Consider the following 23,016-nt stretch of genomic DNA (forward strand, 5'->3'; position numbering starts at 1 on the left):
TATCGTCTTTTTATCTATGTGAAAACATTGACGACCTTCCTCAGCCCTGCTGCATCCGCACCTTCGTCAGCAGCTTGGTGGTCGAGCGGTCATGCGCGAAGTCGATGGCCACGGCCTGGCCGCCATACGCCAGCACGGCCTGCCCTTCAGGGATGGCCGTCATGTCGTAGTCGCCGCCCTTGGCATAGATTTCCGGTTCGATTTCCTGCACCACGGCCAAAGCGCTATCTTCCGAGAATGGCACCACCAGGCTCACCGCTTCGAGTGCGGCCAGCACGGCCATGCGGTCTTCACAGCTATTGAGGGGGCGGTCGTCGCCCTTGCCCAAGCGTTTTACTGAAGCATCAGTATTCACGGCCACCACCAGCGAGGCGCCCAGCGCGCGCGCCTGCGCCAGATAGGTCACGTGTCCGCGGTGCACAATATCGAACACGCCATTCGTTACCACCACCGGTTTCGGCAGCGCTTGCGCGCGCGCGCGCAGGTCGTCACGAGCGCACAGTTTGTTTTCAAAATCAGGCATGGATGTCTCTTGTTGGGTTAAATATGGGCACGCTCCGGCGTGGCTATCGCCTTGCCTGCCGCCGCCACGGTGGCACCAGGCATCGATCCACACCAGGATAGCCGGCTCCAGACAGTCTTCGGCGATGCACTCTTGCCGAGATTAAATCGTCAAAGCATCCCCGCCGGCCAGAAAGCTGACCAGACAGCTGACGGGCGGCGACGGCGCATATGCATTGCCGCGCGACGCTTGCCTGCGACGCCAGTCATTGATTGCCGCTTCCAGCGCCTGCATCTGCATCTGCAGTAGCATCGCCGCCGCACTGCGCGGCCCGGTCCCGCATTATAGGGGGCGATCCGCTACAATACGCCATCGGCGCCACAGTTTTACGTTTGCGCCACCTTTCATTCATTGCAAGTAAGCACTTCCTGTGTTTCAATCACCCCATGACACTGACTGAACTGAAATATATCGTTGCAGTCGCGCGAGCGAAGCACTTCGGCCATGCCGCTGAGGCTTGCTTCGTCGCCCAGCCCACCCTCTCGGTGGCTATCAAGAAACTCGAAGACGAATTGGGTGTGCTGCTGTTCGAACGGGGCGGCACGGAAATCTCCGTCACGCCCCTGGGCGCGCAGATCATTGCGCAAGCCGAACGCGTACTGGAACAGACGGCCGCCATCAAGGAACTCGCCAAGCAAAACAAGGACCCGCTGGCCGGTCCCCTGCGCCTGGGCGTCATCTATACGATAGGCCCCTATCTGCTGCCGCCCCTGGTCAAGGCCATGATAGAACAAGTGCCGCAGATGCCCTTGATCTTGCAGGAAAACTTCACGGTTCGCCTGCTCGAATTGCTGCGCCAGGGCGAACTGGACGTGGCCATCATGGCCCTGCCCCTGCCCGAACACGGCATGGCCATGCAGGAACTGTATGACGAACCGTTCGTCGTGGCCATGTCGCGCCAGCATGCGTGGACGGCGCGTGAAAAAATCGCCGCGCAAGACTTGAAATCGGAAACCATGCTGTTGCTAGGCAATGGTCACTGCTTTCGCGATCAGGTACTGGAAGTGTGCCCCGAAATGGCGCGTTTTTCTTCGCCAGGCAATGGCATGCAACGCACGTTTGAGGGTTCCTCACTGGAAACCATCCGCCACATGGTGGCCAGCGGCATTGGCCTGACCGTCTTGCCGCGTGCCTCCGTATCGAATATGCATACCGCCGAAGGCATGCTCGAATACCGGCCATTTGCCGCTCCCGTGCCATCGCGCCGGGTGGTGATGCTATGGCGCAAGAGTTTTACGCGCAAGGCGGCCATCGATACCCTGTGCGCGGCGATCGCCAGCTGCGACTTGCCCGGCATCACCCCCTTGGGCCAGGAAAAACACTAGCGCCCCAAGCGCAAAATAGTACATTCACATACTATTTGCGATAATCGACTTTTCTCTTCAACAAGATTGAGTCTTCCATGAACAAGCTGGCGCTGTATTTCCGCCTGATACGGCTCGACAAGCCTATCGGCACCGTATTGCTGCTATGGCCTACCCTGTGTGCACTGTGGCTGGCGCAGCAGGGCGTACCGGACTGGCGAATGCTGCTCATCTTCACCCTCGGTACTTTCCTGATGCGCTCGGCTGGCTGCGCCATCAACGACTACGCCGACCAGGATATCGACAAATTCGTCAAGCGCACGCAGGACCGCCCGATCACCAGCGGGCGCATCAGCGGCAAGGAAGCGCTGGCCGTCGCTGGCGTGCTGAGCGTGCTGGCCTTCTGCCTGACCCTGCCCTTGAACGCCCTCACCAAGCAATTGTCGGTGGCCGCCGTCATCATCGCCGGCACTTATCCTTACTTCAAGCGTTTCTTTGCGATTCCGCAAGCCTACCTGGGCATCGCCTTCGGCTTCGGCATTCCCATGGGCTTTGCCGCCATCACGGATGGCGTGCCCGTCGTTGCCTGGCTGCTGCTGCTGGGCAATGTCTTCTGGGCCGTAGCCTACGATACGGAATACGCGATGGTCGACCGCGACGACGATATAAAGATCGGCATCAAGACCTCGGCCATCACCTTTGGCCGCTACGACGTAACTATCATCATGCTGTGCTATGGCGCTTTCCTGCTGCTGTGGCTAGTCTGCGGCTGGTACCTGGGCTTGCGCTACTGGTATGCGGCAGGCCTGCTGGTGGCGGCCGGCTGCGCCGCTTACCATTACACCCTGATCCGCGCACGCGAGCGTATGCCGTGTTTTGCGGCGTTCCGGCATAATAACTGGCTGGGAGCAGCGGTGTTTGCGGGCGTGGTGCTGGACTTTGCTTTCCGCTAATCAACGATCCTTGCGCTGCGGCAGCCCTTGCGCCGACGCAAGGCTAAGCCGTCCGCTGCTGCCTACACTGGTATTTCACTGTGCAGTTTCACTTCCATGAGGTAATACATGAGCTCAATACATACCGGAAAATCCAGCAGCGACAGCTTTCTCGCCGACGCCGACAAGGCCCGCGACAAACTGGTCGGCGACCTCAAGACCGTCATCAATGAAGCGGAAGGCTGGCTCGATGGCGCCAAGGATCAGACGGGCGAGAATGTCAAAGCCGTCAAGGACAAGTTCATCGCCACCCTGGAAACGGCCAAAAAAGACTTGATCAAGCTGGAAGAAGACTTGCTCGAACGCACCAAGAAGGCAGCCAAGGCCACCGACGAATACGTGCAGGACAATCCATGGAAAGCCGTAGGCGCAGGCGCCGTCGTGGGCGTGCTGTTCGGCCTGCTGCTGGCTTCGTCACGGCGCTAGACAGCACGGCACAGTACCGGCGGCGCCGACCGTCGCCTGACGCGAAAGGCAGCAGATGGCTATCGTGCAGCCATCTGCCCTAGCGCCCTGGCACCCAAGCCGCAGCGAAGCGGCCGCCATCGTCCAGACCCGTCTGGCACTGGCGGGCGTGGACATGGAAGAAGAATCGCTGCGTTTCCTGTCCTATCTGGCGCTAATGCAGCGTTTTAGAAAAAATAACAGGACGACCACGGCCACGCTGGTCGTGGCAGTACTGGCCGTCATGTTCAGCGTGTAGCTGCAAGCAGCTAGCGCACCCGGCTATCTACTACAATATACTTCTATCTACTGCTATCTGCCGCCATTTGCTGCCAACGCCGCAGGATCAATCGCCGGGCCGGCCCATGCAGGCGGGCTGACGCGGCGGCAAGCTGATATGCTTACTCAGCCACTTATTTCCCCACTCATTTCCCCACTCACTTCCCCAATTCCTCGCCCATCTCGCGCCCGCGCTGCGCGGCCGCCTTGATGCCTTTGACGATGGCCTCCTTCACGCCGCTCTCTTGCATGCTGGTCAGCGCTGCATAAGTCGTGCCGCCTTTCGAGGTGACGCGCTCGCGCAGCAGCGACACGGCTTCGCTGGAGTTCGCCGCCAGCTGCGCTGCGCCCGTGAAGGTGGCAAGCGCCAGTTGCGTACCCTGCTCCGGCGTCAAGCCCAGTTCGGTGGCCGCCTGCTGCATCGCTTCGATAAAGTAAAACACATATGCCGGGCCACTGCCGGACAGCGCCGTGACAGGGTCGATCTTGGCTTCGTCAGCCAGCCAGACGGTTTGGCCGACGGCGCGCAGGATGGCGTCCGCCGTCTTCTTTTGCTCTTCGCTGACGCCGCCGCTGGCCACCATGCCCGTGATGCCCATGCCGATCAGGGCCGGCGTGTTCGGCATGCAGCGCACGATGGCGCGATAATCGCCGAGCCAGCGCGACAGGTCGGCGGCGCGGATGCCGGCGGCAATCGAGAGTATCAATGGCGCTCGTTCCCCATCGAGGAAGGGCAGCAACTGCGCCGCCACCTCGCGCATGCTTTGCGGCTTCACGGCCAGCACGATCACGTCCACGGCACGCAGCGCGTCGCTGGCGCAAGGGGCCGTCGTGACGCCAAATTGCGCCTGCAATTTTTCCAGCGCAGGCGCATACGGGTCGATCACGTGGATGTTGCCGCCCAGGGTCAGCTTGCCTGCCAGGCCGGCAATCAGGGCCGCGGCCATGTTGCCGCCCCCCACAAAGGCGATAGTTAATTCTGTCGTCATGGCTGTGCTTTCAAAAAATCAGGAATAATCAGGAGTAATTCCGGGAACCGAAGATGGCACTGCCCACGCGCACGATGCTGGCGCCTTCCAGCACGGCGGCGCGCAAGTCGGCCGACATGCCCATCGAGAGGGTGTCGAGCGCCAGCCCATCCGCATTCAATTGTTGGTACAGCGCACGCAATTGCCCAAACGCAATGCGCTGGCGTGCAAGTTCCGTTTCCGGCTCGGGAATGGCCATCAGGCCGCGCAAGCGCAAGCGCGGCAGTTGCGACACGGCGCGCGCCAGCGCCGGCAGTTCTGCCGGCGTCACGCCGCTCTTGCTGGCCTCGCCGCTGATATTGACTTGCAGACAGATATTCAGGTCCGGCAAGCCGGGCGGGCGCTGCTCGGACAGGCGCACGGCGATCTTTTCCCGCTCCACCGTGTGCACCCAGTCGAAGTGTTCGGCGATGGGGCGCGTCTTGTTGCTCTGGATGGGGCCGATAAAGTGCCAGACGGGACCGCCTTGCGGCACTGCCAGCGCGACGGCGGCCATCTTGTCGAGCGCTTCCTGCAAATAATTTTCGCCAAACGCCGTCTGGCCCGCACGCATCGCTGCCAGCACGGCATCGGCGCCGAAGGTCTTCGAGACAGCCAGCAGGCTCACCTCGTCCGGCGCGCGCTGCGCCGCCATCGCCGCTTGCGCAATACTGTCGCGCACGGCTTGCAAGTTCTGTTCGATTGTGGACATAATCATTTTCTAGTGTATAGGGGCTGCGGCACAGTGCGCCAACCCATCAATGCAGGCACAGGGATTATAAATGGACATCTCCGAACTACTCGCTTTCTCCGTCAGCAACAAGGCTTCCGACTTGCACCTGTCTTCCGGCCTGCCGCCGATGATACGCGTGCATGGCGATGTGCGCCGCCTGAACGTGGCGCCGCTCGAGCACAAGGAAGTACACAGCATGATCTACGACATCATGAACGACAGCCAGCGCAAGGCGTATGAAGAAGCGCTGGAATGCGATTTTTCGTTCGAGATTCCCGGCCTGGCACGCTTCCGCGTCAACGCCTACAACCAGGAACGGGGCGCCTCGGCCGTGCTGCGCACGATTCCCTCGACGGTGCTGACGCTGGACGAACTCAACGCCCCGCGCATCTTCGGCGAGCTGGCCATGCGTCCACGCGGCCTTGTGTTGGTGACGGGCCCGACCGGTTCCGGCAAGTCGACCACCTTGGCGGCGATGGTGAACCACGTCAACGAGCGCCTGCACCAGCATATTCTCACCATCGAAGATCCGATCGAATTCGTGCATGTGCCAAAAAAATGCCTGATCAACCAGCGCGAGGTGGGCGCGCACACGCATTCGTTCAGCAATGCACTGCGCTCGGCCCTGCGCGAAGATCCGGATGTGATTTTGGTGGGCGAATTGCGCGACCTGGAAACCATCCGCCTGGCACTGACGGCGGCAGAGACGGGCCACCTGGTGTTCGGCACTCTGCACACCTCGTCGGCGGCGAAATCGATCGACCGCATCATCGACGTTTTCCCGGCCGAGGAAAAGGAAATGGTGCGCGCCATGCTGTCCGAATCCTTGCAAGCCGTCATTTCGCAGAACTTGCTGAAAACCAAAGACGGCAGCGCCCGCGTGGCTGCGCATGAAATCATGCTGGCCACGCCGGCCGTGCGCAACCTGATCCGCGAAGCGAAAGTGGCGCAAATGTATTCGGCCATCCAGACGGGCAGCAACGTCGGCATGCAAACACTCGATCAGTGCCTGTCCGACCTGGTGCGGCGCGGCACAATCTCGCCCGAAACGGCCCGCACGGCCGCCAAGTCCCCTGAAAACTTCCCCGGATAAGCCATGCAAACGACGCACGAACACTATGGCGCCATGCACGCGCTGCTGGCGCAGATGCGCGCGCGCGGCGGCTCGGACCTGTTCATCACGGTCGGCTTTCCCGCCGCCATCAAGCTCGACGGCAAACTGACGCCGCTGGCCGGTGGCGTGCTCGACGCGCAGCAGGCGGCTGGCTACGTGCGCGCCATCATGAATGCACGCCAGGCCGCCGAGTTCGAGTCCAGCCGCGAAGCCAATTTTGCCATCAGCCCGGACGGACTGGGACGCTTCCGCGTGTCCGCCTTCATGCAGATGGGCCAGGCAGGCATGGTTTTGCGCTTGATCAATACCGCCATCCCCACGCTGGACGCACTGGGCTTGCCCAGCATCTTGCAAGATATCGTGATGAGCAAGCGCGGGCTCGTCATCATGGTGGGCGCTACCGGCTGCGGCAAGTCGACCACGCTGGCCGCCATGCTGGGCCACCGCAACGCCCACAGCCATGGCCACATCATCACCATCGAAGACCCCGTGGAATTCATCCATCCGCACGGCAACTGCATCGTCACCCAGCGCGAAGTAGGCGTCGACACGGACGACTGGGCCACGGCCCTGAAAAACACCTTGCGCCAGGCGCCCGACGTGATCCAGATCGGCGAAATCCGTGACCGCGACACCATGGACCACGCCATCGCGTTTGCCGAAACGGGACACTTGTGTCTGGCGACCCTGCACGCGAACAATGCCAACCAGGCGCTGGACCGTATCATCAATTTCTTCCCCGAAGAGCGGCGCCAGCAACTGCTGATGGACCTGTCACTGAATTTGAAAGGCATGATTTCGCAGCGTTTGATCCCCAACAAGGATGGTGGCGGACGCAAGGCGGCGCTGGAAATCTTGCTCAATTCGCCGCTGATGAGCGAGCTGATCTTCAAGGGCCAGGTGCACGAAATCAAGGAATTGATGAAAAAGTCGCGCGAGCACGGCATGCAGACCTTCGACCAGGCCCTGTTCGACTTGCACGAGGCGGGCGCCATCAGCCATGAAGACGCGCTGCGCAATGCGGACTCCGTCAACGACCTGCGCCTGGCAATCAAGCTCAAGGGCGCAACGGCGTTCGCAGCGGCGCCGGCGAACGCCACCACACTGGGACTGCTCTGACATGAGCAGCATCTACGATTTCCAGGCCGAGGCGCTGGACGGCGCGCCGGTCGACCTGGCGCGCTACAGGGGCAAGGTATTGCTGATCGTCAACACGGCCAGCGCCTGCGGCTTCACGCCGCAATACCAGGGGCTCGAAGCGCTGTACCGCACATTCCATGCGCAGGGCCTGGTCGTATTGGGCTTTCCCTGCAATCAATTTCGCCAGCAGGAAAGGGGCTCGAACGAGGAAATCAAAGCCTTTTGCGAAAAGAACTTCGGCGTCACCTTTCCCCTGTTTGCCAAGATCGATGTCAATGGCCCGCATACTCACCCCCTGTTTGCGCAACTAAAACAGGCAGCGCCCGGCGTACTGGGCACGCAGTCCATCAAATGGAATTTCACCAAGTTTTTGGTGCGCAAGGATGGCAGCGTGTTTCGCCGCTACGCCACGACCAGCAAACCGGCCAGCCTGGCGGCTGACATTCGGCAATTGCTGCAAGAATAGCGATTCGATGATTTGATTTGTAACAAAAAGCGCTGAAATCAAGCTATCCGTGTTTATTTCATGCTTGATATTATTATTGTGTTTCCAATAGCAAATTTCGGTGATAATGTTGACATAATTATTCGTCAATATCGATCAAAAAACGATGCCAGTCTTTGGGAAAATAATAGCTTCATGGATGCGGATGGGCATTTATTGCCGCCTATTCATTCCTATTTCCTGCCTGATACTCGTCGTTTCCGCTGTCCGTTATCATGCCTTGCTCAGTACTGAAAGCGCGCTGGCCAGCGCGCGCTACCAGAGCGATGCCCGGCAACTCGACCTGTTCCTGGCCAATAAGGTGCTGCCGCTGGCCGTGCGCACTGACCGCCACGCAATGCACGACAGCGTGCGCCAAGTGCTGCGCAGCGCCCTGCCGCTGAACCGCAGCCTCGCCTCCGCGCGCTGGCATACAGCTGACGGACAGGTCGAGGTATTGGCAGACACAGCGCTGGCCGGCACTGCTACGGCCAGCGTACCGGTCTGGTTCGCGCGCCTGGCCGGCATCACGGCCATGCGCAGCCGCCTGACAGTGGCGCTGCCCGACGGCGGCGACGGCATCCTCGATTTGCACTACACGCCCGGCCTGCCCCTGGCGCAGGTGTGGCACAGGGTGTGCGAGCAGGCCGTCCTCAGCGCCATCAATATCGTGCTGGTCTTCCTCCTGCTGGGCATGATCCTGGCATCGCACCGGCGGCTGCTGGCGCGGCTCGTGCAAGCGACCGACCGCTTCCGTGAAGGCAACTTCGGCGTGCGTCTGGCAGCCGGTACCACGCCCGAAGCGCACGCGGTATCACAGTCGTTCAACAGCATGGCCGGCGATATCGAAGAGCTGTTGACCTCGCTCAAGACCAGCCAGCGCCAACTGGGTGAACAACTGAACGAGACCGTGCACATGCAGCAAGCGATGCAAAAAATGTCATGGCAGAACTACAATGATGTGCTGACGGGCTTGCCGAACCGCGCCGCGCTGGCCGCCCGTTTCGAACAGGAACTGTTCCTCGCGCGCGAACGTCAGCGCCTGCTGGCCATCTGCCTGTTCGACCTCGACCACTTCCAGGCCATCAACGACCGCCATGGCGCCGAAGCGGGCGATGAAATCCTCAAGCAGGTGGCGGGCCGGCTGCACAGCTTTACGGGCCAGGTCCACTACGCGGCGCGCCTGGGCGGCGATGAATTCGTCATTCTGCTGTGCGGCCAGGCCAACATCGCCAGCATCGAACACAATGTCACGCAATTGTTGCAGGAATTGAGCCACCCCTACCAGTGCGACCAGCAGGCGCTGCACATGACGGCCAGCGTCGGTATCGCCGTCTACGCGGGCAAGGATCTGAATACGGAAAGCCTGCTGCGCCACGCCGACCACGCCGTCTACCAGGCGAAACTGACGGGACGCAACCAATACCACTTCTTCGACACCAACCTCGATGAAGAAGTGCGCACTCACCATAACCAGCGTACGGAAGTGCGCCATGCCCTGATCAACGGCGAGCTGCGGCTGTACTACCAGCCCAAGGTGGACATGCGCGCCGGCACCGTGGTGGGCATGGAAGGACTGCTACGCTGGCAGCATGCGCGCCGCGGCGTGCTGGCGCCCGCGCAATTCCTGCCGCTGGTGGAGCAGACGGACCTGATCATCAACATCGGCGAATGGGTGCTGCGCCAGGCCCTGCGGCAGATGCAGCGCTGGAGCGCCGCCGGCAAGCACTGGGTGGTCAGCGTGAATATCGCGGCACGCCACTTCCAGCAAGCAAACTTCGTCTCGCGCCTGGAAACCATCCTTGGCGAATTTCCCGGCGTGTGCGCCAGCATGCTGGAACTGGAGATCCTCGAATCGTCAGCCCTGCACGACATCGAGGACGTGCGCCGCATCATCCGCGCCTGCCAGGCGCTGGGCATCACGTTCGCGCTCGACGATTTCGGCACCGGCTACTCGTCGATGTCCTATTTGAAGCGCCTGCCGGCGAACATCGTCAAGATCGACCAGAGCTTCGTGCGCAATATGCTCAACGACCGCGACGACCTGCACCTGGTGCGCGCCGTCATCGGCCTGGCCCGTTCATTTTCCCTGACAGTGATTGCCGAAGGCGTGGAAAGCGTCGAGCATGGCGCGCGCCTGATACAGCTCGGTTGCGACCTCGCGCAAGGCTACGGTATCGCCCGCCCCATGCAGGCTGACGCCGTGCTGGAGTGGGCAAATAATTTCATCCCTGCCCCGCAATGGCGCATCGCGCAGTACAGCGAAACGCCTATTTAACGGCGCTCAAGGCCGCGTCAATCAGCTCGATCCAGTGCCGCACGGGCGTCTGTGTGCCCGACTGCAGGTGGCTCAGGCAGCCGATATTGGCCGACACTATCATCTCCGGCTCGCACGCTTCCAGGTTCGCCACCTTGTTGTCACGCAGCTGCTGCGAGAGTGCCGGCTGCAAGATCGAATACGTACCGGCCGAACCGCAGCACAGATGGCTGTCGGCGCATAGGCGCACGTCGACGCCGACGGCGCGCAGCACCTGCTCCACCTTGCCGCGCACTTGCTGGCCATGCTGCAGGGTGCATGGCGGGTGGTAGGCGACTCTTTTGCCGATGCCGCCCTTCAGCTGCGCCACCAGCTGCGCTTCAAACGCCGGCATGATCTCGGACAAATCGCGCGTCAGCGCGGCGATGCGCCGCGCCTTGTCCGCGTACTGCGCATCGTGCGCCAGCAGATGGCCATATTCCTTCACCGTGGCGCCGCAACCAGACGCCGTCATGACGATGGCTTCCGCGCTCTCGACATACGGCCACCAGGCATCGATATTGCGGCGCATATCGTCCAGCGCCGCCTCTTGATCGTTCAAGTGATGGCGCAGCGCGCCGCAGCAGCCGGCCTTCGGTACATTGACCAACTGCACGCCCAAGGCGTCGAGCACGCGCGCCGTGGCCGCGTTGATGTTCGGCGACATGGCCGGCTGCACGCAGCCGTCAAGCAGCAGCATGCTGCGCGCATGCTGGCGTGTGGGCCATGCGCCAGCCTCGGCGCCCGGACGCAGCTTGTCCTGCAAGCTTTTTGACAGCAAGGGCCGCAGCGCCTGCCCCACCTTGTAGACGGGCGTAAACAGCCAGCGGCGCGGCAAGGCTTGCTTCAGCGCGAAGCGCAAGGCCCGCTCGCGCAAGGGTCGCTGCACGCGCTGATCGACGACGTTGCGGCCGATGTCGACCAGGCGCCCGTACTGCACCCCCGAGGGACAGGTCGACTCGCAGTTGCGACAGGTCAGGCAGCGGTCCAGGTGCATCTGCGTCTTGGCAGTGACGGGCGCGCCTTCGAGCACTTGCTTGATCAAATAAATGCGTCCGCGCGGGCCATCGAGTTCATCGCCCAGCAGCTGGTAAGTGGGACAGGTGGCCGTGCAAAAGCCGCAATGCACACAGGCGCGCAGGATGGCTTCGGCTTCGTCGCCTGCCGGCGTATTTTTGATGAAATCGGCGAGATTGGTTTGCATGCGCGCTCAATACATTCTGTGCGGGTTGAAGATGCCGGCAGGATCGAAAGCCTGCCGCAGGCGCTGGTGGATAGTTGCAACAGCCGGCGCCAGCGGATGGAACACGCCCACCGTCTTGTCGCCGCCGCGGAACAGGGTGGCGTGGCCGCCGGCGGCAGCCACCGCCTGGCGGATTTCCTGAGCACCTTGCACGTCGGCGGCGGCATCGAGCTTCAGCCAGCGCTGCGCGCCACCCCACTCGATCAGTTGCTGCCCTTTTAAAATCATGGCGCTGGCGTGCGGCGGCAACGATAAGCGCCACAGGCTGTCCGCGTCTGTAAAGAAAGCGTGCGTCTGCTCGCGCACGGACAACCAGAAGGCGGCCGCGTCTTCGGCTGCCAGCAACTGGCCGCCCAGCGTGCGCAGCGCCGCCGACACGGCCGCTTCGGCGCCGGACAGGCGTAGCGTCAGCACGCCGTCATGCCAGCAGCTGGCCGATATCGGCAACGGTTTTCCCGCCCATTCATTGAGCATGCGCAAGGCGGCGATTTCCGCGCACGCCACGCGCAAGGTCGCTTCGCGCAGCGGCAAGGGCAGTACTTTCAGCGACACTTCCAGGATCAGGCCCAATGTCCCCAGCGAGCCGGCCAGCAGGCGCGAGACATCGTAGCCGGCCACGTTTTTCATGACTTGCCCGCCAAAAGCCAGGCGTTCGCCATGGCCGTCCATCAGCACGGCGCCCAGCACAAAATCACGTAGCGCGCCGGCACTGGCCCGGCGTGGGCCGGACAAGGCGCTAGCGACAACGCCACCGACCGTCGCGCCGGGGCCGAAATGCGGCGGCTCGAAGGCCAGCATCTGATTGCGCGCGGCCAGCGCCGCCTCGATCTCGGCCAGCGGCGTGCCGCAACGAGCCGTGATCACCAGCTCGGTCGGTTCATAGTCGATGATGCCGGCATACGCGCGCGTATCGAGCACCTCGCCGTCGAATTGCTGGCCATACCAGTCTTTGCTACCGCTGCCGCGCAGGCGCAAGGGGCTGCCCGCTGCGCTGGCGGCGACGATGCGCTGCCTGAATTGTTCCACTATCGCTTGCAAAGGAGTCTCCGGAAAATTAAAAACGCGGCAGGTTGGCAAACGGCAGGCGTCCGGCCGTCACATGCATCTTGCCAAATTCAGCGCAGCGGTTCAAGGTAGGTATCGCCTTGTCCGGGTTCAGCAAGGCGTGGGGATCGAAGGCGCGCTTGACGGCAAAGAAGGCATCGAGTTCGGCGCGCGTAAACTGCACGCACATGGAATTGATCTTTTCCATGCCCACGCCATGCTCGCCCGTGATGGTGCCGCCCACTGCGACGCAAAGGGCCAGGATGTCCGCGCCAAACGCTTCGGCGCGCTCGAATTGACCGGGCTCGTTGGCGTCAAACAGGATCAAAGGATGCAGATTGCCGTCACCCGCGTGGAACACGTTCGCACAGCGCAAGCCATGCGTCGTTTCCATGGCGGCGATGCCGGTCAGGACTTCGGCCAGGCGCTTGCGCGGGATGGTGCCGTCCATGCAGTAGTAGTCGGGCGAGATGCGCCCGGCGGCGGGAAAGGCGTTCTTGCGGCCGGACCAGAACTTCATGCGCTCAGCTTCCGACTGCGAGACGGCGATGGCACTGGCGCCGGCCCCTTCCAGCACGGCCGTCATGCGGGCGATTTCCTCGTCCACTTCCTCGTGCGTGCCGTCCGCTTCGCACAGCAAAATGGCCGCCGCATCGGTGTCGTAGCCAGCCTTGACGAACGGTTCGACCATGCGCGAGGACGTCTGGTCCATCATTTCCAGTCCGGCCGGGATGATGCCGGCGGCGATCACGTTGGCTACCGCATTGCCGCCCGTGACGACGTCGCCGAACGACGCCATGATGACCCGCGCGGTGGCCGGCTTCGGGATCAGTTTGAGCGTCACTTCGGTGACGATGCCGAGCATGCCTTCTGAGCCGATGAAGACGGCCAGCAGGTCGAGGCCGGGCGAATCGAGGCATTCGCCGCCCAATTCCAGCACCTCGCCAGCGATGGTAACGACGCGCACGCGCAGCACATTGTGCACGGTCAGGCCGTATTTCAGGCAATGCACGCCACCCGAGTTTTCCGCCACGTTGCCGCCGATGCTGCAGGCGATTTGCGACGAAGGGTCGGGCGCGTAATACAGCGCGTACGGCGCCGCCGCTTCGGAAATGGCCAGGTTACGCACGCCCGGCTGCACCACGGCCGTGCGCGCGTAGGCATCGAGGCGCACGATGCGGTTCAGGCGCGCCGTCGACAGCACCACGCCGTCGGCGATGGGCAAGGCGCCGCCCGACAAGCCCGTGCCGGCGCCACGCGGCACGATCGGCACATTCAACTCGCGGCAGACGCCGAGGATGGCGATGACTTGCTCTTCCGTGTCAGGCAAGGTGACCACCATCGGCAACTGACGGTAAGCGGCCAGGCCGTCGCATTCGTACGGGCGCGTATCTTCGGCGTCGGACAGCACGCAGCGAGCCGGCAGCACGGCCAGCAGGGCCGCGACGACAACTTGCTGGCGTGCGACGGTGAATCCGGATTCAGGGGCAGCTTTGAGCATAAGATAGGGGGCAGACAGGCATGGTCGTGTACTGATTGTAAGCACAAAAGTGGCGCGCAGCGCATTTTTTGTCCAATTTGCAGGCAAATCTGCGGTCAGGCGGCGCGCAGTGTCGTATGCTGCTCCCATTCTTCTTTGACAGGATCAGCATCATGGGCAACCGACTTTCGAAAATCGCCACCCGCACGGGCGACAATGGCAGCACAGGCCTGGGCGACGGCAGCCGCACCAGCAAGGACAGCGCCCGCGTTCACGCCATGGGCGACGTGGACGAACTCAATTCCAATATCGGCTTGCTGCTGTGCGAAGCCATGCCCGACGCCTTGCGCGAAGAGCTGGTAGCCATCCAGCACGACCTGTTCGACCTGGGCGGAGAAATCTGCATCCCCGGCTACCAGCTGATCAAGGAAGAGCATGTGCTGCGCCTTGATGATTTACTGGCGAAATACAATGCGGACTTGCCCGCCCTGAGTGAATTCATCTTGCCGGCCGGTTCACGCGCCGCCTCGCTGGCGCACGTCTGCCGCACTGTGTGCCGCCGCGCCGAGCGCAGCATCGTCACGCTGGCCAATGCGGAAACCCTGCACGAACATCCACGCCAGTACGTGAATCGCTTGTCGGACTTGCTGTTCGTGCTGTCGCGCGTGCTGAACCGCTTTGCCGGCGGCAGCGACGTGCTGTGGCGACATGACCGCGCGCGCGCCTAAGGCCGCCAGCGCTGCATTTTTTATCGCCACCCCGTCACGCGTCACGCTGCCTCATCGGGTATCAACACTGCTAACGCGCAATGAGAACCATGCGCCATGGCAGTCATCACGGGACAGGGTGGGCGGCCCCTAGTCTGCGGCCTGCGTCAATTTTTCCGGCGTCCCCTGCGCTTGAACTTGAACATGCGCGTGCACATGCTCGCGCAGCAAGCCACGCAGTAACTGCACCTGGGCCACGGCATCGGCTTGCAGGGCGGTCAAGCCGTCGCTGGCGCAGGGCGCGCAGGAAGGCGTGCCCGCCACACCGCGCAGCAGCGCATCGATTTCCCCGCTGACTGCGGCAATCCACTGCTGCAGCGCGGGCGGCGCCGGCTCGGCCTGGGGACTCAAACTGATGCGAGCCGTACTGCCCGCCACGCGGCGCAGCAGCGGCAAGGTGCGCAGCGCCGCCAGGCCCACGCCGCTACTGCGATCCAGACGGCGCTCGATGCGCAGGCGCTGCAACACCTGTTCCGCGTTATTGCTGGCCAGTCCCGCCTCGCGGCGCAAGTGCGCGATGGCGCTATCCCAGCGTCCGCCTGCCACCAGCACGGCCAGCAGGTATTTCAGGTTGGCCGACACGGCTTTCGCAAGGCGCTGGTCCAAATCGTCCGCCTCGCGGTCCGGCCACAGGAAAAACGTGGCCAGCAGGGCCAGCACGCAACCGAGCACATTGTTGCCCAGGCGGCTGGCGGCATACACCATTTCGCTGGCGGGCGCCGCATAGTCGGCCACCAGTACGAAGGCCGGCGTCATGAACAACACGTGCAGGCTGTAGCTGACGCGGCGCAAAGCCATGGTGGCGACGATCAGGGGAAACACCACCAGTGAAATGGCCAGCGGGGTGTGCACGGCCAGGCCGATCAGCACGGCCAGCACGGCGCCCAGCACGCTGCCAGCAACGCGCTCGATGCCGCGCGGCCAAGTGGTCGATACGGACGGCTGCAGTATCAGTAACGTTGCCATGGTGGCCCAGTAACCGAAGGGAATCTGCAGCGCCTCGACCAGCAGGAAGCCGGCCGTCGTCGCCAGCGACACGCGCGCCGCATGGCGCCAGCCCAGCGACTGTGGCGTGGCGTTGACTTTCGCCGTCTGCCACGCCTGCCCCAGCGCCAGGAAGGCCGCCTGGCGCCACGGCAACTGCGTCGCGCGCGGCAAGCCCAGTTCCATGAAGTCGACGTTCAGGCGCAAGGGCAGCAAGGCACCCAGTGCCGCTTCCAGGCGCCGTCCGCACACAGCCAGTCGACGCTGCAGGAGCAGGGGCGGCGTTTCCGGCTGGCGCTGCACGACTAGTCCCAGGCGGCGCAACAGCACGGCCATCACTTCCAGGCTGCGCCGCGCGCGCGGGTCCTGGTGCAAGCGCTGCTGCTCGCGCTCGCAGGTATGCGTGACGGCGATCAGATAGGCGAAGATGCGTTCAGCATCGCTGAGCGCCAGCAACAGGTTGTCGTACAGGATGCTGCGGCCCGCGCGCGCAGGCGGCACGGCGGCCAGCGCTACTCTCGCCGCCTCCAGCGCGGCGCGCGCCTGCGAGCGGTAGTTGGCGCCATGCGCAGCGGCGTCCGGAAGCGCCTGGCCCTGCGCCAGGAAGCGCGCATTGTCGCGCGCGATGCCGGCCAGGCGCGAATACGCGATGCCGATGGCGCGCCTGCTTGGGCCGAACGGGTGGATGCGCCACAGCGTAAAACTGAGCACGGTGGCAAACAGGCAGCCAAACATGTACAGGCCCAGGAACGGCGCCGTCTGCGTCATCGAGTCCAACGGATGCGTGACCATCACTACGCAGGCCGTGGCTGCCAGGATCGCGACTTGCGCCGTGGCCGCACCCCAGATGCGCGCCAGCGCGCCGGCCCAGGAAAACAGCAGCACGGCAATGGCCGCCACCGCCACACCTTGGCCGGCCGCCAGCGCCGTCAAGCCGCCAGCGACCGTCGACAGCAAACCGAAGCCCAGCATCGAGACGAAGCGCATGCGCCGCGTGCCGGCCGCGTCGGCAAGACAAGTCCAGAAGGCGCCGATGGCGGCCCAGGAAAAATCGGGATGCTCGAACAACAGGCCCAGCAGCAGCATGGCGCTCGAGGCGCAGGCGGCCCGCAAGCCCTCGGACAGATTGGTTTCGTCGATGGCCAGGGTGACCATCCACAGGGGACGGCGCTGCACCAGGGTGTCGGTGTAGGCGTGCATGCCCGTCAGCGAGCGGGCGGCCAGTGCGCGTGTACGGCGGTGAAGTTTCCTGAAATGCAAGGTCGACTTTGAGAAGGTATCAAAGCGTCATCGTAGCATTCCCGGACGAAAAATGTTGCAGTGCAGCGTAACATCGCTGCAGGCGAAAAAAAACGGCCCCGCAGTGCTACTGCCGTTCAGTTAAGGGTTTTGGCGTGATTGATGAGCGCCAGTAAATTCGCTAACCCCAGAGGCAAAGAGCTGGGGTCGGTCACTTCGTGATCGGAATGTGCTCCATTGAAGCATATTCCCCCGCCGGGTCCGACCCCTGTCCTTGTTCTTGGGCTAAAAATAGCATCACCAACACTAACTGAACGGCATTAACACCACATGCCGTTTTTCTGTCCGCAGGAAAACGGCGTTAGCTGACGGCGGCCAGGCGCGGCTGAGAGGCGCCGAAGCGCTGTTCGATCGAGGCAGCGATGCCGGCAGCATCGAGGCCCACGCTTTTCAGCAGTTGCACGGGGTCGCCATGGTCGATGAAGACGTCCGGCAAGCCGAGCATCAAAATCGGCTTGACTATGCCCTCCGCTGCCAAAGCCTCGGCCACGGCCGAACCGGCGCCGCCCATGATGCAGCCCTCTTCCACCGTCACCAGGTAATCGTGCTCAGCGGCAAGCTGTTTCAGCAGCGCTACGTCGAGCGGCTTGACGAAGCGCATGTTGGCGACCGTTGCGTCGAGCTTCTCGCCCGCCGCCACACTAGGTGCCACCATGGAACCGAAGGCCAGGATGGCGCTGCGCTTGCCCTGGCGCTTGATCTCGCCCTTACCGATTTCGATGCTCGTCAATTCCGGCACGATGGCCACACCGGCACCGGCACCGCGCGGATAGCGGATGGCTGCCGGGCCTGGGTAGTGGTAGCCCGTGGTGAGCATTTGCCGGCATTCGTTTTCATCGGACGCGGCCATGACGACCATGTTGGGGATGCAGCGCAGGAACGCCATGTCGTAATTGCCAGCATGCGTGGCGCCATCGGCGCCTACCAGGCCGGCGCGGTCTAGCGCAAACGTCACGTCCAGGTTTTGCAGCGCCACGTCGTGGATCAGCTGATCGTAGGCGCGCTGCAGGAAAGTCGAATAGATGGCTACGACAGGTTTCAGGCCTTCGCATGCCAGGCCCGCGCCGAAGGTCACGGAATGCTGCTCGGCAATACCGACGTCGAAATATCGGTTGGGGAACTGCTGTTCGAACTTGACCATGCCCGAACCTTCGCGCATGGCCGGCGTGATGCCCACCAGGCGCTTGTCATGCGCCGCCATGTCGCACAGCCAGTTGCCGAACACTTCCGTATACGTCATCTTGGCCGGTGCCGTGGCCGGCTTGATGCCTTCGGCCGGGTTGAACTTGCCCGTGCCATGGTACAAAATCGGTTGCGCCTCGGCCAGCTTGTAGCCTTGCCCCTTCTTGGTCACCACATGCAGGAATTGCGGGCCCTTCAATTGCTTGATATTTTGCAAGGTCGGGATCAGCGAATCGAGGTCGTGGCCGTCGATGGGGCCGATATAGTTGAAACCGAATTCCTCGAACATGGTGGCCGGCACGACCATGCCCTTGGCGTGCTCTTCAAAGCGCTTCGCCAATTCCAGCACGGGGCCGGGCAAGACCGACTTGCCGACATTTTTTGCCGCCGCATAGAACTTGCCCGACATCAAGCGCGCCAGGTGGCGATTCAGCGCGCCCACGGGTGGCGAGATCGACATATCGTTGTCGTTCAAGATCACCAGCAGGTTGACGTCTTCCTGCACGCCTGCATTGTTCATCGCCTCGAAGGCCATGCCGGCCGTCATCGAACCGTCGCCGATCACGGCGATCGCGTGCAGTGGGTCGCCCTTGATCTTGGCCGCCTGCGCCATGCCCAGCGCCGCCGAGATCGACGTCGACGAATGCGCCGTGCCGAAGGTGTCGTACTCGCTCTCGTCACGTTTCGGGAAGCCGGAAATGCCATCCTTCTGGCGCAAGGTATGCATGCGCTCGCGGCGGCCCGTCAAAATCTTGTGCGAATAGGTCTGGTGGCCCACGTCCCAGACGATGCGGTCATGCGGCGTGTTGAACACATAGTGCAGCGCGACGGTCAGCTCGACCGTACCCAGGTTGGACGACAGATGGCCGCCCGTCTTGGAAACGGAGTCGAGCAGGAAGCTGCGCAATTGCTGCGCCAGCGGCACCAGTTGCGAGCGGGCCAGCTTGCGCACTTGTGCTGGTTCATTGATGGTTTCTAACAGTTTCATTTATGCCTTCCGCTGCACGACCAGGTCCGCCAGCTCGCGCAAACGGCGTGCCTTGTCCCCGAATGGCGCCAGCGCCGCATGGGCGTCGCACCGCAATTGTTCTGCCAAGGCTCTCGATGGTTCCAGCCCCAGTATCGATACGTAGGTCGGCTTGTTGGCCGCCGCATCCTTGCCTGCCGTCTTGCCCAGGGTGGCCGAATCGGCCGTCGCGTCGAGCACATCGTCGACCACCTGGAACGCCAGTCCGACGGCGCGCGCATAAGCATTGAGCGCCGTCACCTCGTCCGACGTCAAGTCCTTGCCCGCCAGCGCGCCCAGCATCACGGCCGCGCGCAACAAGGCACCCGTTTTCAATTGATGCATCTGTTCCAGCTGCGGCAAGGTCAAGGCTAGGCCGACGCTGTCGAGGTCAATCGCCTGGCCGCCGCACATGCCAAAGGAACCCGAGGCGTGCGCCAGCAGCTTGAGCATGGCCATTTGTCGCGCCGGTGGAATGGCCGTGCCGTCGACCAGCAGCATGAACGCTTGCGATTGCAGCGCATCGCCCACCAGCAGGGCCGTCGCTTCATCGTAGGCAATGTGCACGGTCGGCTTGCCACGGCGCAAGGCATCGTCATCCATGCAAGGCATGTCGTCGTGAACGAGCGAATACACGTGTATCATTTCGAGCGCACAAGCGGCACGCGCGAGGGTGTCTTGATCGGCATCAAACAATTCACCGGCCGCCATCACCAGCAGCGGGCGCACGCGCTTGCCGCCACCCAAGAGCGCATAGCGCATGGCCGCGTGCAGCTTGTGCGGCACCACGTCTGGCGCTGGCAGAAATTGATCGAGCCGGCCTTCCACGCCGGACTGCGTACTTTGCATCCAGTCGCCGAAGGTCACGCCGTCTTGTTGCACATTGGCCATCATAGCGCGGCCTCGCCGGCATCGACGAACGGTTTCAACATGTCGCCTTCCAATACTTTCACCTGCGCTTCGACGCTATCGAGCTGGGTGGCGCAATACTTGACCAGTTCCGAGCCGCGCTGATACGCCGCGACCGATGCTTCCAGCGGCAACTGGCCCGCTTCCATTTGCGTTACCAGCTGCGCCAGTTCCGCCATTGCCTCTTCAAACGAGGCCGGCGCTGCGGCAGCGGCAGTTAATTTCTTCGACATAGACTCAGATCTCTTCGTGGCACGAGGGGTATGTAGGGAGACGCCGGGGACTCCCGGCCAGCATAGAAGCGTTATTTTAGAACAAACTACACTATTAAGTGAAAACTAAAGCGCAAGCGGTGTGTTCAAAGGCAAACACGCTGCCAGCTTGGCGGCGAATTCTAGCGCAATCGCCCGCTGCGGCCGGAAATTGTACGGCAAATGACAATGTTTCTCATTAATCTCATCAAAGTCGCCTATTTGCCGGAGGGTTTTGGCAATGCCGAGGCCGATACACGCTATAATCGCCGGTTCTGTCCGAAATACCGTTTCAACAAATTTGAATTCAGGTCTTTGCGGATTCTTTCTCTCTGTAGCGGCTGCCCAGGGAATGGCCTGGGGCACTGCTGACCGTTATACATTTATGGGGGGTTGGGATGTCCGATCTGGCAACTCACGCCAAGCTGGCGCGTTCAAACGCGCAACTTCCGGTCCACGTCTATTTTGACGAAACGCTGTTGCAGCGTGAAATGCAGCAATTGTTCCAAGCCGGCCCGCGCTATGTCGGGCATGCGCTGATGGTGCCGGAAACCGGCGATTTTGCGACCCTGGCGTCTGAGAACGAGGGGCGCATGCTCGTGCGCAACGCCAATGGCATCGAAGTGCTCTCCAACGTGTGCCGCCACCGGCAGGCGCTGATGTTCAATGGCCGCGGCAATGCGAACCATATCGTCTGCCCTCTGCACCGCTGGACCTACGACCTGAAGGGGGAATTGATCGGCGCGCCGCACTTCCCCGAAACGCCGTGCCTGAACCTGTCGAAAACGCCACTGCAAAGCTGGAACGGCTTGCTGTTTGAGCAAAATGGCTACAACGTGATGGAAAAATTGAAAGATTTATCCGTCTCGAAAGAACTCGATTTTTCCGGCTACATGTTCGACCACGTGGAAATCCACGAATGCGACTACAACTGGAAGACTTTCATCGAAGTCTACCTCGAGGATTATCACGTGGAACCGTTCCACCCGGGCTTGGGCAGCTTTGTCAGCTGCGACGATCTGCGCTGGGAATTCGGCAACGATTACAGCGTGCAAACGGTGGGCGTACACCGCGGCTTGCAGCAGGCCGGTACGCCTGCGTATAAAAAATGGCAGGAGCAGGTGCTGCAATTCCGTGGTGGTGAAGCACCACCGTATGGCGCCATCTGGCTGACCCTGTACCCGAACATCATGGTCGAATGGTATCCGCACGTGCTGATCGTCTCGACCCTGTGGCCCGATGGCCCGCAAAAGACGCGCAACGTGGTGGAGTTCTATTACCCAGAGGAAATCGTGCTGTTCGAGCACGACTTCGTCGAGGCAGAACGGGCCGCCTACATGGAAACCTGCGTCGAGGACGATGAGATCGCCCTGCGCATGGATGCCGGCCGCAAAGCCCTGATGGCGCGTGGCGAGAACGAAGTAGGGCCTTACCAGTCGCCCATGGAAGACGGCATGCAGCACTTCCACGAGTGGTACCGCAACAATATCGAACTGTAATTAGTAGAAGGGCCGCATTGCGCGGCCCTTTTTTTTATCCTTCCATTTTCCAGGAATCCAATGCAATCGTTGTGGATGCTGTTTGCCAGCTTTATGTTCGCCATCATGGGCGTGTGCGTGAAACTGGCGTCGGAGTTGTATTCGACTTCCGAAATCGTCATGTATCGCGGCATCATCGGCATGAGCGTCATGAGCTGTACGATTTTGTACCAGGGCGGCAGCTTTAAAACCACGCTGCCGGGCCAGCATCTGTGGCGCGGCGTGGTGGGCGTGATCGCCCTGTGGCTGTGGTTTTATGCCATCGCCATCCTGCCGCTGGCCACGGCCATGACGCTCAATTACATGGCGCCCATCTGGATCGCCGTGATTTTGCTCGCGGGCGGCTGGTGGAAAGCGACGCAGCAAGTCGAGTGGCCGCTGGTAGCAGCCATTGCCATGAGCTTTGTCGGCGTGACCCTGCTGCTGCAACCCGTGTTCGAGACAGACCAGGTGGCTGGCGCCGTCACGGCCTTGATTTCGGGCATGCTGTCGGCCCTCGCCTATTTGCAGGTGCGCAAACTGGGCTTGCTGGGCGAACCCGAATACCGTGTCGTGTTTTATTTCTCGGTCGTCAATTTTCTCGCCGGCGTGATCGGCAACGTGGCCAGCGCCGGCGGCGGTCCCGTCGTCTGGCACGCGCACACGAGCGGCTACGGCATCGGCTTGCTGGCCGTGATCGGCCTATGCGCCACCATGGCACAGATGGCCATGACGCGCGCCTATCGCCTGGGCAAAACTCTCGTGGTTGCCAACTTGCAATACACGGGTATCGTCTTTTCCAGCTTCTGGGGCGTGGTGATCTTTGGCGACCTGTTCGACTGGCATGGCTGGGCCGGCATCGGCATCATTCTCGCCTCCGGCATCGCGGCAACCTATTACAATACCCGCAACACGGCCCGTGGCGCCGCCATCGCGCGCACGGATCCCATCGCCAGCGAAGTGTAAAGGAGCGTTACTG

At 62.2% G+C, this 23,016-nt stretch carries 21 protein-coding genes; 11 read left to right on the plus strand and 10 right to left on the minus strand.

Annotated features, from left to right (window positions below; all coding sequences use genetic code 11):
- Positions 1-40: 40 nt before the first annotated feature.
- Positions 41-523 carry a D-glycero-beta-D-manno-heptose 1-phosphate adenylyltransferase gene (gene rfaE2 / locus ACQ4V8_RS18810; protein ID WP_070345795.1) on the minus strand — a complete coding sequence of 161 codons (483 nt, stop codon included), beginning with the start codon at positions 521-523 and terminating at the stop codon, positions 41-43.
- Positions 524-948: 425 nt separating this feature from the next.
- Here rfaE2 and ACQ4V8_RS18820 point away from each other — a divergent pair, with 425 nt between their 5' ends.
- The 4 genes from ACQ4V8_RS18820 to ACQ4V8_RS18835 all read left to right on the plus strand — a co-directional run bounded on the left by ACQ4V8_RS18820 (position 949) and on the right by ACQ4V8_RS18835 (position 3,561).
- A complete protein-coding gene (locus ACQ4V8_RS18820; protein WP_010394816.1) occupies positions 949-1,887 on the plus strand; it encodes a hydrogen peroxide-inducible genes activator in 939 nt (312 codons plus the stop codon).
- 77 nt (positions 1,888-1,964) lie between these two features.
- Positions 1,965-2,819 (plus strand): 4-hydroxybenzoate octaprenyltransferase, encoded by an 855-nt coding sequence (gene ubiA, locus ACQ4V8_RS18825; RefSeq protein WP_010394814.1) that lies wholly within the window; start codon positions 1,965-1,967, stop codon positions 2,817-2,819.
- 108 nt (positions 2,820-2,927) lie between these two features.
- Positions 2,928-3,284: an ElaB/YgaM/YqjD family protein gene (locus tag ACQ4V8_RS18830; RefSeq protein WP_010394811.1), complete on the plus strand. Its 357-nt coding sequence runs from the start codon at positions 2,928-2,930 to the stop codon at positions 3,282-3,284.
- Between the two features lie 64 nt (positions 3,285-3,348).
- The gene (locus ACQ4V8_RS18835) at positions 3,349-3,561 is read left to right on the plus strand and encodes a hypothetical protein (protein WP_436571992.1); all 213 of its coding nucleotides are present in this window, start codon (positions 3,349-3,351) and stop codon (positions 3,559-3,561) included.
- 178 nt (positions 3,562-3,739) lie between these two features.
- On the opposite strand, the gene proC is transcribed toward ACQ4V8_RS18835, so the two are convergent.
- A complete protein-coding gene (gene proC / locus ACQ4V8_RS18840; protein ID WP_196856253.1) occupies positions 3,740-4,570 on the minus strand; it encodes a pyrroline-5-carboxylate reductase in 831 nt (276 codons plus the stop codon).
- A gap of 28 nt (positions 4,571-4,598) precedes the next feature.
- Positions 4,599-5,300: a YggS family pyridoxal phosphate-dependent enzyme gene (locus tag ACQ4V8_RS18845; RefSeq protein ID WP_010394808.1), complete on the minus strand. Its 702-nt coding sequence runs from the start codon at positions 5,298-5,300 to the stop codon at positions 4,599-4,601.
- Positions 5,301-5,370: 70 nt separating this feature from the next.
- Here ACQ4V8_RS18845 and ACQ4V8_RS18850 point away from each other — a divergent pair, with 70 nt between their 5' ends.
- From ACQ4V8_RS18850 to ACQ4V8_RS18865, 4 genes are all read left to right on the plus strand, one after another.
- Entirely contained in the window at positions 5,371-6,414 is a 1,044-nt protein-coding gene (locus tag ACQ4V8_RS18850) for a type IV pilus twitching motility protein PilT (protein ID WP_070345799.1), read from the plus strand.
- Between the two features lie 3 nt (positions 6,415-6,417).
- The gene (locus ACQ4V8_RS18855) at positions 6,418-7,554 is read left to right on the plus strand and encodes a PilT/PilU family type 4a pilus ATPase (protein WP_208760698.1); all 1,137 of its coding nucleotides are present in this window, start codon (positions 6,418-6,420) and stop codon (positions 7,552-7,554) included.
- 1 nt (position 7,555) lies between these two features.
- Positions 7,556-8,041 (plus strand): glutathione peroxidase, encoded by a 486-nt coding sequence (locus ACQ4V8_RS18860; protein WP_010394802.1) that lies wholly within the window; start codon positions 7,556-7,558, stop codon positions 8,039-8,041.
- Positions 8,042-8,300: 259 nt separating this feature from the next.
- The gene (locus ACQ4V8_RS18865) at positions 8,301-10,337 is read left to right on the plus strand and encodes a putative bifunctional diguanylate cyclase/phosphodiesterase (protein WP_436571993.1); all 2,037 of its coding nucleotides are present in this window, start codon (positions 8,301-8,303) and stop codon (positions 10,335-10,337) included.
- Here ACQ4V8_RS18865 and glcF read toward each other — a convergent pair.
- The 3 genes from glcF to ACQ4V8_RS18880 are packed head-to-tail and all read right to left on the minus strand — an operon-like array spanning position 10,330 to position 14,143.
- The gene (glcF, locus tag ACQ4V8_RS18870; RefSeq protein ID WP_436571994.1) at positions 10,330-11,559 is read right to left on the minus strand and encodes a glycolate oxidase subunit GlcF; all 1,230 of its coding nucleotides are present in this window, start codon (positions 11,557-11,559) and stop codon (positions 10,330-10,332) included. The genes ACQ4V8_RS18865 and glcF overlap by 8 nt on opposite strands.
- A gap of 6 nt (positions 11,560-11,565) precedes the next feature.
- Positions 11,566-12,636: a glycolate oxidase subunit GlcE gene (gene glcE / locus ACQ4V8_RS18875; RefSeq protein WP_196857038.1), complete on the minus strand. Its 1,071-nt coding sequence runs from the start codon at positions 12,634-12,636 to the stop codon at positions 11,566-11,568.
- 16 nt (positions 12,637-12,652) lie between these two features.
- The gene (locus ACQ4V8_RS18880; RefSeq protein WP_436571995.1) at positions 12,653-14,143 is read right to left on the minus strand and encodes an FAD-linked oxidase C-terminal domain-containing protein; all 1,491 of its coding nucleotides are present in this window, start codon (positions 14,141-14,143) and stop codon (positions 12,653-12,655) included.
- A 152-nt stretch (positions 14,144-14,295) separates the two neighbouring features.
- Between ACQ4V8_RS18880 and ACQ4V8_RS18885 the strand changes: the two genes are divergently transcribed.
- The gene (locus tag ACQ4V8_RS18885) at positions 14,296-14,850 is read left to right on the plus strand and encodes a cob(I)yrinic acid a,c-diamide adenosyltransferase (protein ID WP_010394792.1); all 555 of its coding nucleotides are present in this window, start codon (positions 14,296-14,298) and stop codon (positions 14,848-14,850) included.
- 129 nt (positions 14,851-14,979) lie between these two features.
- Here ACQ4V8_RS18885 and ACQ4V8_RS18890 read toward each other — a convergent pair whose 3' ends face one another.
- The 4 genes from ACQ4V8_RS18890 to ACQ4V8_RS18905 form a co-directional block, all read right to left on the minus strand.
- Positions 14,980-17,073, minus strand: coding sequence for an FUSC family protein (locus tag ACQ4V8_RS18890; RefSeq protein WP_010394791.1), 2,094 nt, complete (start codon positions 17,071-17,073; stop codon positions 14,980-14,982).
- Positions 17,074-17,473: 400 nt separating this feature from the next.
- Positions 17,474-19,342, minus strand: a complete 1,869-nt coding sequence (dxs, locus tag ACQ4V8_RS18895; RefSeq protein WP_436571996.1) for a 1-deoxy-D-xylulose-5-phosphate synthase — start codon at positions 19,340-19,342, stop codon at positions 17,474-17,476.
- Positions 19,343-20,254: a polyprenyl synthetase family protein gene (locus ACQ4V8_RS18900; protein WP_436571997.1), complete on the minus strand. Its 912-nt coding sequence runs from the start codon at positions 20,252-20,254 to the stop codon at positions 19,343-19,345.
- Positions 20,251-20,502 (minus strand): exodeoxyribonuclease VII small subunit, encoded by a 252-nt coding sequence (locus tag ACQ4V8_RS18905; protein ID WP_010394784.1) that lies wholly within the window; start codon positions 20,500-20,502, stop codon positions 20,251-20,253. Before ACQ4V8_RS18905 ends, ACQ4V8_RS18900 begins: the two co-directional genes overlap by 4 nt.
- Positions 20,503-20,918: 416 nt before the next feature.
- Between ACQ4V8_RS18905 and ACQ4V8_RS18910 the strand changes: the two genes are divergently transcribed.
- Positions 20,919-22,019 carry an aromatic ring-hydroxylating oxygenase subunit alpha gene (locus ACQ4V8_RS18910; protein ID WP_436571998.1) on the plus strand — a complete coding sequence of 367 codons (1,101 nt, stop codon included), beginning with the start codon at positions 20,919-20,921 and terminating at the stop codon, positions 22,017-22,019.
- A gap of 60 nt (positions 22,020-22,079) precedes the next feature.
- On the plus strand, positions 22,080-23,003 hold the full coding sequence (locus ACQ4V8_RS18915; protein ID WP_436571999.1) for a DMT family transporter: 924 nt from the start codon (positions 22,080-22,082) through the stop codon (positions 23,001-23,003).
- Positions 23,004-23,016: the final 13 nt, after the last annotated feature.

Source organism: Janthinobacterium paucivorans (assembly GCF_051380805.1).
Classification (GTDB): Bacteria; Pseudomonadota; Gammaproteobacteria; order Burkholderiales; family Burkholderiaceae_D; genus Janthinobacterium; species Janthinobacterium lividum_D.